The 12363-nt window shown below is 66.5% G+C and carries 14 protein-coding genes; 13 read left to right on the forward strand and 1 reads right to left on the reverse strand.

Features of this window, described 5'->3' with window-relative positions; translation table 11 throughout:
- The first annotated feature begins 26 nt into the window (after positions 1-26).
- The 11 genes from LR961_RS03985 (at position 27) to pncB (ending at position 10143) form a co-directional block, all read left to right on the forward strand.
- Positions 27-521, forward strand: coding sequence for a GspH/FimT family pseudopilin (locus LR961_RS03985; protein WP_232147153.1), 495 nt, complete (start codon positions 27-29; stop codon positions 519-521).
- Complete coding sequence (locus LR961_RS03990; RefSeq protein WP_232147154.1) at positions 518-910, forward strand: prepilin-type N-terminal cleavage/methylation domain-containing protein; 393 nt, start codon at positions 518-520, stop codon at positions 908-910. The genes LR961_RS03985 and LR961_RS03990 overlap by 4 nt, the downstream gene beginning before the upstream one ends.
- The gene (locus tag LR961_RS03995; protein ID WP_232147155.1) at positions 907-1551 is read left to right on the forward strand and encodes a type II secretion system protein J; all 645 of its coding nucleotides are present in this window, start codon (positions 907-909) and stop codon (positions 1549-1551) included. Before LR961_RS03990 ends, LR961_RS03995 begins: the two co-directional genes overlap by 4 nt.
- On the forward strand, positions 1548-2408 hold the full coding sequence (locus LR961_RS04000) for a type II secretion system protein GspK (RefSeq protein ID WP_232147156.1): 861 nt from the start codon (positions 1548-1550) through the stop codon (positions 2406-2408). Before LR961_RS03995 ends, LR961_RS04000 begins: the two co-directional genes overlap by 4 nt.
- Entirely contained in the window at positions 2405-3532 is a 1128-nt protein-coding gene (locus LR961_RS04005; protein ID WP_232147157.1) for a PilN domain-containing protein, read from the forward strand. The genes LR961_RS04000 and LR961_RS04005 overlap by 4 nt, the downstream gene beginning before the upstream one ends.
- On the forward strand, positions 3507-4127 hold the full coding sequence (gspM, locus tag LR961_RS04010; protein ID WP_232147158.1) for a type II secretion system protein GspM: 621 nt from the start codon (positions 3507-3509) through the stop codon (positions 4125-4127). The genes LR961_RS04005 and gspM overlap by 26 nt, the downstream gene beginning before the upstream one ends.
- Positions 4117-4809 carry a general secretion pathway protein GspN gene (locus LR961_RS04015; protein WP_232147159.1) on the forward strand — a complete coding sequence of 231 codons (693 nt, stop codon included), beginning with the start codon at positions 4117-4119 and terminating at the stop codon, positions 4807-4809. Before gspM ends, LR961_RS04015 begins: the two co-directional genes overlap by 11 nt.
- Positions 4810-4818: 9 nt before the next feature.
- Complete coding sequence (gene gspD / locus LR961_RS04020) at positions 4819-7059, forward strand: type II secretion system secretin GspD (RefSeq protein ID WP_232147160.1); 2241 nt, start codon at positions 4819-4821, stop codon at positions 7057-7059.
- The gene (locus LR961_RS04025) at positions 7056-7925 is read left to right on the forward strand and encodes a glycosyltransferase (RefSeq protein WP_232149185.1); all 870 of its coding nucleotides are present in this window, start codon (positions 7056-7058) and stop codon (positions 7923-7925) included. Before gspD ends, LR961_RS04025 begins: the two co-directional genes overlap by 4 nt.
- Positions 7922-8758 (forward strand): glycosyltransferase family 2 protein, encoded by an 837-nt coding sequence (locus tag LR961_RS04030; protein WP_232147161.1) that lies wholly within the window; start codon positions 7922-7924, stop codon positions 8756-8758. The genes LR961_RS04025 and LR961_RS04030 overlap by 4 nt, the downstream gene beginning before the upstream one ends.
- Positions 8759-8955: 197 nt before the next feature.
- A complete protein-coding gene (gene pncB, locus LR961_RS04035) occupies positions 8956-10143 on the forward strand; it encodes a nicotinate phosphoribosyltransferase (protein ID WP_232147162.1) in 1188 nt (395 codons plus the stop codon).
- 104 nt (positions 10144-10247) lie between these two features.
- On the opposite strand, the gene LR961_RS04040 is transcribed toward pncB, so the two are convergent.
- Positions 10248-10604 (reverse strand): hypothetical protein, encoded by a 357-nt coding sequence (locus LR961_RS04040; protein WP_232147163.1) that lies wholly within the window; start codon positions 10602-10604, stop codon positions 10248-10250.
- 402 nt (positions 10605-11006) lie between these two features.
- Between LR961_RS04040 and LR961_RS04045 the strand changes: the two genes are divergently transcribed.
- Together LR961_RS04045 and LR961_RS04050 are read left to right on the forward strand one after the other, a co-directional pair.
- Positions 11007-11546 (forward strand): fimbrial protein, encoded by a 540-nt coding sequence (locus LR961_RS04045; RefSeq protein WP_232147164.1) that lies wholly within the window; start codon positions 11007-11009, stop codon positions 11544-11546.
- 80 nt (positions 11547-11626) lie between these two features.
- On the forward strand, positions 11627-12352 hold the full coding sequence (locus LR961_RS04050) for a fimbria/pilus periplasmic chaperone (protein ID WP_332311029.1): 726 nt from the start codon (positions 11627-11629) through the stop codon (positions 12350-12352).
- Positions 12353-12363: the final 11 nt, after the last annotated feature.

Consider the following 12363-nt stretch of genomic DNA (forward strand, 5'->3'; position numbering starts at 1 on the left):
GCGGCATGTTCCGGCAGCGGCTCCTGATGCGTTCCCTTGCCCGGCGGCCGGCGATGTCGCCGCGTGGTGGCGGGCAGGCGGGCATGTCGCTGCTGGAAATGATGCTGGTGCTGGCCTTGGTGGCGGTCATCGCGATGGTCGCGGCGATGGCGATGAACGGTGGGCTGGATGGCATGCGGCTGCGTTCGGCCGGCAAGGAGCTGGCCGCGGAACTGCGTTACACGCGCACCCGCGCCATCGCCACCGGTGTGCCCCAGCAGTTTGAATTGAACGTGCGCAACGGCCACTGGCAGGGACCGGATGGTCGTCGCGGCGAACTTCCTGCTGGCATGTCGCTGCGCTTTACCGGTGCGCGTCAGGTGCAGGCAAAGGAAAATGCCGGCGTGGTGCGTTTCTTCGAGGACGGTGCCTCCAGCGGTGGACGCATCGAACTGATTGCGCGCGCGGCGGTGTGGCGCATCGATATCGGCTGGATCACCGGCGAAGTGCGCGCGGGCCTGTCACGCGGGGAAGAGGCGTGAAGCGGCAGGCAGGGTATTCGCTGATCGAAGTCATCGTTGCCTTTGCCCTGATGGCGCTGGCGACCACGCTGTTGCTGGGCAGTTTGTCCGGTGCCGCACGCCAGGTGCGCGTCGCCGACCAGCAGGGAAGGGCGGCATTGCACGCGCAGTCGCTGCTTGCGACGGTGGGCATCGACGCGCCATTGGCCGCCGGCCAGCGCCAGGGCGAGTGGGAGCAGGGGCGCTACCGGTGGACCTTGCAGGTGGCGCCTTATGTCGAACCGCGACAGGCCAGCTCGCGTTTGTGGCAACTGGACCTGCGCGTGCGCTGGGGCGACAGCGCGCAGGAGCAACTGCATTGGCGCAGCCTGCGCCTGCGTCCCAACACGCCGTTGGCAGGCGCACCGTGAAGGCTGCCCGTCGCGCCGCACGGGGCTTCACCCTGATCGAAGTGCTGCTGGCCACCGTGCTGTTGGCCGCGGGCATGGCGCTGGCGTTTGCGATCGTGCGTTCCACCCTGGCCATCAGCACGCGCGGCGAACTCATCGCCAGCCAGAACGAGCGCATGCGCGGCGTGGAGGGTTTCCTGCGCCGACGCCTGGCTTCGGCCATGCCGCTGCCGATGGAAGCCGACCCGGCCGGTGCTGCGACCACTGTGTTCAGCGGTGATGCGCAGCAGATGCGCTTCGTCGCCGATGTTCCGGATTACCTGGGACGCGGCGGCCCGTATCTGCATGCGCTGGAGGTCAGCGGCAGCGGCGATACGCGCCAGCTCCGCATCGGCCTGACCCTGCTGCAGGGCGGGCGTGCGATCGAGGAAAGCCCGCCGCGTCCGCCGGAACTGTTGGTCGACAAACTCAAGCAAGTACGCCTGCGTTATCGCGGCATCGATCCGGCCAACGGCACGCTCGGCGATTGGCAGCCGCAGTGGCAGGTGCCTGGCCGCATGCCGCTGCTGGTATCGATCGAGATCACGCCCGCCGAGGGCAATGCCTGGCCGCCGCTGGTGGTGGCGTTGCCGCAGCCCAGCGTGGCCGGGAGCTGGCGATGAGGATGCGCGGTGCGGCGCTGGTGCTGGTGCTGTGGTTGATCGCCTTGTTGGCCGCGACCATCGGCGCGTTCGCCTTGAGTGCGCGCGTGGAATACATGCAGGGGCGGGTCAGCGCGGATCTGGGCGCTGGCGAGCAGCTTGCCCATGCCGGTATCGACTACGCGCTGTCACGGATGCGCGCCACACCCACGCAACCGTCCTGGCGCGCCGATGGCCGGCGCTATCGCTGGCAGTTCGCGGAGCAGGTGGTGGACCTGAACATCGTCGACGAGAGCGGCAAGGTTGATCTCAACCAGGCCGACCGGCCGTTGCTGGAAGCCCTGCTGCGTGCGTTGGCCGTCGAACCGGCGCGCGCCACCCAGGTGGCCGGTGCGATCCTGGACTGGCGCGATCCCGATGACCTGCGCCAGCCAACCGGTGGCGCTGAAAGCGCTGACTACCAGGCTGCCGGCTACCCTTATGGCGCCAGCAACGGCCGCTTCGACAGCATCGGCGAGCTGCAGCGCCTTCTGGGCATGGATGCCGCGCTGTACGCCCGTCTGGCACCGCAGGTGACGGTCTGGGGCGGCAGCCGGCCGGACGCGCGGTTTGCTGCCGCGCCGGTGCTCACCGCGTTGGGCATGGATGCAGCACTGGTCATTGCCCAGCGCGAGCGGGAAGACGCCGCCGGCGTGATCGGCCAAACTGCGCCGATGGCTGGCACATCGGGAGCCGGCACTTATAGTGTCCGCAGCCAGGTGCAGATGGGGAACGGGCGCGTGGCGGTGCTGCGCAGCGTGGTTCGATTGGCACCGGAAGGCGCCAGCGGCGCGCCTTACACGGTGTTGCGGTGGGAACAGGGAGCAGTATCACGATGACGGCGTTGCGCGAGAGGCTGGATCAGCTGGGGGCACGCATCGCGCCGGGGGCCGATGGACTCTGGACGTGGTGGACACGGGCGCTGCTGTCCTGGCTGCCGATGCGCTGGCAGGGCCTGCTGGGCCTTTCCGGTGCGCGGCTGGTGCTGGCCCCGGACGGGCAGCACATCGACTTGGCCCGGGTGCAGGGCGAGCAATGCCTGCCGTTGGCGGTGTTGCCGTTGCCGGTGACGCCCGAGGCGGTGGATGCGGCCGTGCCTGCGCGCGATGTCAACCTGCGGCGGATCGCCCTGCTGCCGGCTAACGCGGTGCTGCGCAGGCCCTTGCGCTTGCCGGCGGCGGCCGAAGGGCGCCTGCACGACGTGCTGCGTTTCGAGATCGACCGTCAAACCCCATTCACCGCTGCACAGGCCTATTTCGATGTGCGCCCGATTGGCCGTCGCGACGATGGCCAACTGGATGTGGAGCTGGTGGTCGCGCCGCGCCCTGTCATCGACACGTTGCTGCTGCCGCGCGAGGCATGGCAGGGCCAGCTGGACGGCGTCGATGCCGCCGATGAGGCGGGCATGCCGCTGGGCGTGAACCTGCTGCCGGCGGACCAGCGGCGCGTGCGGCGGGACCCGATGCAACGGCTCAACCGCCTGCTGCTGCTCGGTGGTCTGGTGATGCTGGTCCTGGGCGCCTGGCAGCTGCTCGACAACCGGCGTGCCGCCGCCGCGCAACTGGCCGCGCAGGTGGACGCCAGTGCGGTGCGCGCACGGGCAGTGGCCGCGCAGCGCCAGCAGTTGCAGGACCTGGTGGATGGGCAGGCGTTCTTCGCCGAGCAACGCGCGCAGCAGGCCACGGCCACCGAAGTCATCAATGCGCTCAGTCAACGGTTGGGTGATGACACCTGGCTGGAAAAACTCTCCATCGAAGGCGGCCGCATGCAGTTGATCGGCATGAGTGGCAGCGCATCCTCATTGGTATCCACGCTGGAGGGCGCGGGGTTGTGGAAGACCCCGACGCTGACCGGGGTGCTGCAGGCCGGCACCGGCAATTCCCGCGAACGTTTCACCCTGACCGCCGAACTGCAGGCCCCGCACAAGGAGGCCGCCGATGGCGCCGCAACCCACACGCCGTGATCGCTGGCTGGCCCTGGGCCTGCTGCTGGCGATGATCGGCCTGATCTACCTGCTGCTGGTGCATCCGTTGTGGACGCAGCCGTTGCGTGAGGTGGATACACGGATCGCCGGCCTGCAGGAGCGCCAGCAACGCATCGAACTGCAACTGCGGCAGGCACCGCAGGTAGCCCAGCGCCTGCAACAGGCGCAGGCACTGCTGGCCGAGCAACCCGGTTTCATGCCCGAAGCCTCGGCGGAACTGGCCACCTCACGGCTGGTGCAGCGCCTGGAGGAAGCCGCGCGCCAGGCCAGCCCCGACAACCGCAGCTGCGCGATCAGTGACCGCTCGCCGATGCCGGCTGACAGCTCCGGTCGCTTCGTGCGCGTGGCGGTGCAGGCCCGGCTGCGCTGTGGCATGGCCGAATGGATGAATGTGTTGCAGGCTTTGGAAAGCGGCACGCCGCAACTGCGGGTGGAACGGTTGGACATCCTTGCGTCGGCTGCCACGGAAGGCGGCAGCGGACTGGATGTCAGTTTCGAATTGAGTGGTTACCTGCGTCCGGGTACCGCGACAGCAACTGCAGCCGCAGCGCCGGAGGTGAGCAATGCGCAATGACGTCGCCGGTCTGCGCACCTGGTTGCTGGCAGCTTTTGGTGGCTGGGCGTTGCTGGTGTGGGCGGCAACCCTGTTCGGGCTGGGCAGCCGGATCGGCACTGCCGACGGGATTGCCGAGTTACCGATGCTGCCGGCGTTGCCGGCGGCCGGTACACCGCGCCCGCAGGCCACCGACAACACACAGGCACTCGAACGCCCCTTGTTCGCCAGTGATCGGCGCCCGCATCCGTTCGTGATGGGCGAAGCCGGGGCGACCAGCAGTGGCAGCGTGCGTTTGACCGGTGTGTTGATGACGCCCGGCTTGGACATGGCCACGTTGACCACCGAGCAGGGCCAGTCGCTGCGGCTGCGCCTGGGCGGCGAGCCGCAATCAGGTTGGCAGTTGCTGTCACTGCAGCCCCGCGGTGCGGTGGTGAGTGGGCCTTCGGGCACGCTCAACCTTGAGCTGGAGGTGTTCAGCGGCAGGAATCCACAGGGTGTGGCGCTGCCTCCGCCAGCCGACATCCCGGCTTCCTCGGTTCCCACACCGGTGCCACCGGTGGCGACAAACCCGGCGCAGGCGCAGCCCGCCAACGGCCCCTCGGCCGAGCAGATACAGGCCATCCGCGAGCGCATCCAGGCGCGTCGCCGGCAGGCACAACAACAACGCAACGGCAGCAGCCCTGCCGGGCAGAACCCGTAGAGTGAGCGCATGACGTCACGCATTGTTCCCATCACCCTGCTGATCGGCGCGCTGAGCGCCTGCGCCACCACGCCGGTGCCGGAGATACGCCGCAACCCAGCCAGCACGCAGGCAACGGCACCGGCAGCGGGTGAGCCGGCACGCACACAGCCGCTGGGCCAGGTGGAAGCGCCACAGCAGGCCGATGACGGGCAGGGCCGGGCAGTGATCCGCCGCGGCAACGGTACGGTCATCAACCGCGCTGCTGCATCGGCACCGGCCCCCTCGCTGTCGGCGGCCGGCAATGGCAGCGCGGTGTTCAATTTCGAAGGCGAATCGGTGCAGGCCGTCACCAAGGCCATCCTCGGCGACATGCTCGGCCAGAACTACGTCATCGCTCCCAATGTGCAGGGCACGGTGACCCTGGCCACGCCGCAACCGGTGTCGCCGGCGCAGGCATTGAACCTGCTGGAGATGGTGCTGGGCTGGAACAATGCGCGCCTGGTTTACAGCGGTGGCCGCTACAACGTGATTCCGGCCGACCAGTCGCTGGCCGGTACCGTGGCGCCGAGTACCGCACCGGCCTCGGCTGCACGCGGATACGAAGTGCGGGTGGTGCCGCTGCAGTACATATCCGCCACCGAAATGAAGAAGGTGCTGGAGCCGTACGCGCGCCCGAATGCGATCGTTGGCATCGATGGTTCGCGCAATGTCATCACCCTGGGCGGTACCCGCACCGAACTGGAAAACTACCTGCGCACCGTCGAGATCTTCGACGTGGATTGGCTGTCGGGCATGTCGGTGGGCGTGTTTCCGATCCAGTCCGGACGTGCGGCGCAGGTCGCCGGCGACCTGGAAAAGGTGTTTGGTGAAAGCAGCAAGACGCCCAGCGCCGGCATGTTCCGTTTCATGCCGCTGGAAAACGCCAACGCGGTGCTGGTGATCACCCCGCAGGCGCGTTACCTGGACCAGATCCAGCAGTGGCTGGACCGCATCGACAGCGCCGGCGGCAATGCGCGGCTGTTTTCGTATGAGTTGAAGTACATCAAGGCCAAGGACCTGGCTGATCGCCTGGCTGAGGTGTTCGGTGCCGGTGGTGGTTCGCGTGGTGGGCAGGGCGCGGGCGGGCCATCGTTGGCGCCGGGTGCCACTGCGATGAGCCTGGAAGGACGCGGCACCAGCGATCCTTCGGCCGGTGCCGACAGTCAGTTGGCCGGTGAGCAGAGCGGTAGCTTTGGCGAGGGCAACAGTACCGGCATGGGCAGCAGCGGCGAGTCGTTGTCGCTGCCCTCGCGCGGCACCGGCAATGGCAGCGTCACCCTGGAAGTGGAAGGCGATCGCGTCGGCGTTTCGGCGGTGGAAGAAACCAACACGCTGCTGGTGCGCAGTTCGCCGCAGGCGTGGCGCTCGATCCGCGAGGTGGTGGACAAGCTCGATGTGATGCCGTTGCAGGTGCATATCGAAGCGCAGGTGGCCGAAGTCGCGCTGACCGGTGAGCTGAGCTACGGCGTGAGCTGGTTCTTCGAGCAGGCAGTGAATACGCCCGTGGCCGATGGCGGCGCAGGCCTGCCATCGGCGCTGGGCCGTGGTATCTGGGGCGATATCGCCGGTGCCATCCTGCCAAGCGACGGCAAGGGCGGTGGCGGTTTGAGCTGGACTTTCCTCGGCAAGAACGCCGCAGCGGTGATCACCGCGCTGGACCAGGTCACCGACGTGCGGCTGCTGCAGACGCCGTCGTTGTTCGTGCGGAATAACGCGGTGGCGACGTTGAACGTGGGCAGCAAGATCCCGGTGTACTCGGTGTCGGTGTCGGGCATCAGCGACAACCAGTACGCGCAGGTGCAGTACCTGGAAACCGGTACCACCCTCAAGGTGCGCCCGCGCGTGACCCGCGACGGCATGGTGTTCCTGGACATCGTGCAGGAGGTCAGTTCGCCGGAAGGTGAGGCCGACGACAATGGCAACGTCCGCATCAACACCCGCCGCATGAAGACCGAGGCAGCGGTGAGCGCTGGTGACACGGTGATGCTGGCCGGCCTGATCGAGGACAGCGCCACCAAGGGTTCCTCGGGCTTCCCCGGCCTGAGCCGGTTGCCGGTGATCGGTGGCCTGTTCGGCAAGAAGACCCAAAACAGCCGCCGCAGCGAAGTCATCGTGCTGCTCACGCCCACCATCGTCCGCAACCCGCAGGAAGCCCGCAATCTCACCGACGAGTACGGCAGCAAGTTCCGCGCACTGGACCCGTTGCCGCAGAAGAAGGCGGGGCGCTGAACATGGCGCTGCCGGTCATCCTGCTGCCCGTAGGCGTGGATGACGCAGCGCTTGATGCCTGCCTGGCGGCGCTGGAGCACTCCACGCCGGCCGGCACGCCGGTGTGGCTGGCCGATGATGCACAGGCCGGTCCGCGTGGTCAGGCGGTGATCGAGCATTGGCTGGCCCATACCCGGTTGCAGGCCGAATACACCCGCCGGCCACGCGCCATTGGCGAAGCGCTGCACCTGGAGCAGATGCTGCATGCCTGTGGTGACGCCGACGTGGCGGTGCTTGCACCGGATGCGCTGCCCACCAGCGGCTGGCTGCAGCAGTTGAACGAATGCTTCGCGCGCGATGCGTCCATCGCCACCGCCACGCCATGGAGCAATGCCGGCGAAGTGGTGTCGTGGCCGCGTGCCGGCGAGCTCAATCCGGTGCCGCGTGATCTGCAGCGGCTGTCACAGGCGTTGGCGGCGATGCCGCTGCTGCATCCGGAACTGCCTTCGGCAGTCACCCATGCGGTGCTGATCCGTGGCAATGCCCGGCGTCGCGCCGGTGGCCTGGACGTGGAGAGTTTCGGTTCCTGGTACGCGGCGCTGGTGGACCTGAGCCTGCGCATGAGTGGGCTGGGCTGGCGCAATGTGCTGTGCGACAACGCCTTTGTCGGCCGCCAGGACGAAGGCAGGCCGGCCGATGGCGACATGGAGGTGCTGGCGACGCGCTGGCCGACGTGGACCACACGCCAGGCCAGTTTCCTGATGGACGACCCATTGCACGTTCATCGTCAGCAACTGCAACAGCTTTGCGAGCAGGCGATAATGCCGCAAGCCCAGCGCGACCTGTTTGAAGCCTGTGGTCCCCTTCCAGGCCCGGAGCAGGCGTGAGCGATTCCATTGCCGTTGTGGTTGTCAGCTATCAGAGCGCCAGCACGCTCGACGAATGCCTGCAGCGCCTGCGCGCCGCGCACGACGTGGTCGAAATCCGCGTGGTGGACAATGCTTCGAATGATGCGTCGGTGGCCATCGCCCAGCGACACGCCTCGGCCGATGCGCGCGTGCGTTTCATCGCCAACCCCGACAATCCCGGCTTTGCCACCGCCTGCAACCAGGGGGCGCGCGAATGCAGTGCGGCGTGGCTGGCCTTCATCAACCCGGACCTGATGGTCGAGCCGGATACGCTGACGCAGCTGCGCGATCTGGGCCAGCCGCTGGGTGATTGCCTGCTTGGTGTGGAGCAGGTGGACGAGCAGGGCATGGCCGACGCCGCAGTGCGCCGTCGCGACCCGGATTTCGCCGCGATGCTGCGCAATCCGGGTGCCGGTTCAAAGCTGGCGGTGGATGTGGACCGCTCGGCGCCGTTGCAGCGGGTGCAGGCCTTGTCCGGCGCACTGCTGCTGATGCCGCGCGCGCTGTTCGTGCGCCTGGGTGGCTGGGACGATGCTTATCGCCTGCATGCGGAAGACCTGGATCTGTGCCGTCGTGCGCGCGAAGCCGGAGCAGTGGTGGCCATCGCCAACGAACTGAAGGTGCTGCATGTGCGCGGTGTGTCCAGCCGCTCACGGCCATTCTTCGTCGAATGGCACAAGCACCGTGGCCTGTGGCGCTACTTCCGCAAGTTCGAGGCACCGCACCGCGGCCTGCCGGTACGCGTCGGCGTGTGGTGCGCGATCTGGGCGCATGCGGCGCTGCAGGTGCCGCGTCTGCTGCTGCGTCCCTAAGTTTTTCGTAGGAGCGGCCTTGGCCGCGAAACCACGAACGCATCCGATATCCGCGTTGCCTGCTTCCTCGCATCCTGTGGCTGCGGGCCAGCCGCAAGGCGACGCGCATGCCCAGCTTCGTGGCCAGGCCTGCTCAACAGCCCCTGTTTCCCCCGGCCTTTGCGCCGCCATGACCGATGGCAGCGCATAATGCGGCCATGATCATCCAGTCCCTGCTAGATACCGACCTCTACAAGTTCACGATGATGCAGGCGGTGCTGCATCAGCACCCCGGAGCGCTGGTCCAGTACCGGTTCAAATGCCGTACTCCCGGCATCGACCTTGCGCGGCACATCGATCAGATCAACGACGAGATCGACCACCTGTGCAGCCTGCGCTTCACCGCAGATGAGCTGGAGTACGTGCGCCGGCTGCGCTTCGTGAAACAGGATTTCGTCGATTTCCTCGGCCTGTTCCACCTGGACCGAAAATACATCGAGCTGCGTGCTTCGTCCACGGTGCCGGGCGAGATCGAACTGGACATCACCGGGCCGTGGCTGCACACGATCATGTTCGAGGTGCCGCTGCTGGCCATCATCAATGAAGTGTGGTTCCGCAATACCGGTACCACCGACTTCAGCGAAGGCGAGCGTCGCCTGCAGGCCAAGACCGCGCTGCTGCGTGACACTCCCGGTTTCGAGAACTGCCGCATTGCCGATTACGGCACGCGCCGCCGCTATTCGCGGCAATGGCACGGCACCATGCTGCCGATGTTGCGCGATGCACTGGGGCCGCAGTTCGTGGGCACCAGCAACGTGCACTTCGCCCGCATGTACGGCATGACCCCGCACGGCACGATGGCCCATGAATACCTGCAGGCCTTCCAGGCGCTGGGCCCGCGCCTGCGTGATTCGCAGGTGGCGGCACTGGAGTCGTGGGCGCGCGAGTATCGCGGCGACCTGGGCATTGCGTTGTCCGACGTGGTCGGGCTGGATGCGTTCCTGCGCGATTTCGACATGTACTTCTGCAAGCTGTTCGACGGCGTGCGTCACGACTCGGGCGACCCCTTCAGCTGGGGCGACCGCATGCTGGCGCACTTCAAGAACAACCGCGCCGACCCGGCCAGCAAGATCCTGGTGTTCAGCGATGGCCTGAACATCCAGAAGGTCATGCAGCTGTACGACTACTTCCGTGGCCGCTGCCAGGTGGCGTTCGGGGTCGGCACGCACCTGACCAACGATGTGGGGCCGACGCCGTTGAACATCGTCATCAAGATGGTCCGCTGCAACGGCCAGCCGGTGGCCAAGCTCAGTGACTCACCGGGCAAGAGCATGTGCGATGACCCGGGCTACCTGTCCTATCTGCGGCAGGTATTCGAGGTCCCGGCAACTGCGGACGAACAATAGGCCGATGCGGGGCCGGCTGGGCTTGGATGAATGCCGCCCGTGCCCAGGCCCCGGTGATGCTTGTCGGCCGATAGCTGCTTTGCCCCCGCTTGGTGTCATGTCCATCACGGGTAATCCACCACCACGATGTAGCCACCTTTGAGCGGGCTTCCCGGGCGGAAATCCTCGGAGAAGCCGAGGCTTTCTGTACCGGAATCGCGCGCGGACAGTGTGTGCTTGTTGGCGCGGAACTTGCCGTTGTAGAGGGCGACTGTACCCGCGTCCGACGTCGAGACCATCGCCACGGTGGCTCCCTTGGCCGAGGCCGGACAATGCTCAAGTTGCAGTCCCTGGGTGAGGGACATGCGCGGTGTGCATGCGGGATCGACGATGCGTCCGCTGAAATGCACGGTGCCAGCGCTGGCCTGCGCCAGTGGGCTGGTGGAAAGCAGCGCTACGCACAGGAAAAGTTGGATTCTCATCGCACGTTCCTCCGCCTCGGGGATTCCAGTAGGCGCCGAAGTGCGAAGCCCGGAACTGCGAATCTACGGTTCTGCTGGGAACCATCACCCGCCAAGAGTGATACGCGTCATGCTTGTGCGCGGTTTTCGTCCTGGCCCTGCGCGTACATGGCCGATCGTGCGGAAACAAGGGAACAGTTGCCTGTTTCAGGCGCGGTTATTGCATCGTGCGGCTACTGTCAAATGCGTAGCGCTGAAAGTCATTTTTGAAGCCGATCACATTTCTACCTACGCTTTTGTCACCGGATTGGCGATCTCCGTGATTCCGGCAACAAGGGTGTGATGCATGGACGGGTCTGAAACCCGGCGTTGTTCCTTGCTTCCTCCTCTACTTCCTTCATCCAGTAGGTCAGGTACAAGTCAATGCGCAACGTAACTCTCCTCGCCGTCCTGATGGCGACGGTGGCTCCGCTGGCCGCCCATGCCGCCGATGGCACCATCACTTTCACCGGCAATGTCACCGACCAGACCTGCACGGTCAGTTCGTCTGGTGGCAATGCGACCTTCACCGTCAACCTGCCCACCGTGTCCAGGACCAGCCTGGCTGCTGCCGGCGCCACGGCCGGGCAGACGCCGTTCGCGATCAACCTCAGTCAGTGCAGCGCCGGCAACGTGGCCACCTATTTCGAGCCGGGCGCATCGGTGGACCTGAGCAGTGGCCGGTTGAACAACCAGGCTGCCAGCGGCGCCGGCAACGTGCAGATCCAGCTACTGGGCGACAACAACCAGTTCCTGCCGGTGCTGGCAGCCGGTACTGGCGTGGCGCAGGGCAATTCGCAGTGGGTTTCCGTGGCTGCCGACGGCAGTGCCAATCTGAATTATTCGGCCGAGTACTACGCCACCGGTGCGGCTACGGCCGGTGACGTCAGCACCCAGGTCAACTACACGATCATCTACAACTGATCGCAGCGGACATGGCCGACGCCCAGCGCCGTGTGCGCTGGCCGTCGCTTGCCGTATCAGACAAGGGCTGCCGCATCGCAATGAAAGCCAATACTTCAGGGGCGCTGCTGCTGGCGGCGTCGATGTTGCTGTGTTTCCGCCCGGCTGTGGCGAGTGTGGTGATCAATGGCACGCGGGTGATCTACCCGGCGCAGTCGCGCGAGGTCACCGTGCAGGTGGACAACGTGGGCAAGACGCCGGCGCTGGTGCAGGCGTGGATCGATACCGGTGACGCCGGGCAGACGCCGGACAACAGCGATGCGCCGTTCCTGTTGACACCGCCGATCAGCCGCGTCGAACCGGGTCGCAGCCAGGCATTGCGGTTGATTTTCTCAGGTGCTGCGCTCCCGGTTGATCGTGAGTCGGTGTTCTGGCTCAACGTGCTCGATGTACCACCCACGCCGGATGCCAGTGAAGGCGGGGAGCAGAATTTTCTGCAGGTCGCGTTCCGTTCGCGCATCAAGTTGTTCTATCGGCCAAAGGGCATGCCGGGACTGGCCAACGAAGCGCCCGGAAGCTTGCGCTGGAGACGCAGTGGCAGCCGCCTGCGGGTGGACAACCCGACCGCTTACCACGTGACGCTGCTTGAAGTGCGTGCGCTTGCCGGGAGTGAGGAACGGGCTGTCGAGGTGAAGGGAGCAATGGTTGCGCCGAAGCAGGGCATGGAGTTCGACGCGCCCGGTGATGCCGCGCAGGTTCGCTTCGTGACCATCAATGACTATGGCGGCCGTGTCGAGCACACCGTCGACGTGGAGGGCGGCGGCTGAGCATGCCAGCC

Origin of the sequence: Stenotrophomonas sp. SY1 (assembly GCF_021202945.1) — a bacterium.
Taxonomy (GTDB): Bacteria; Pseudomonadota; Gammaproteobacteria; order Xanthomonadales; family Xanthomonadaceae; genus Stenotrophomonas.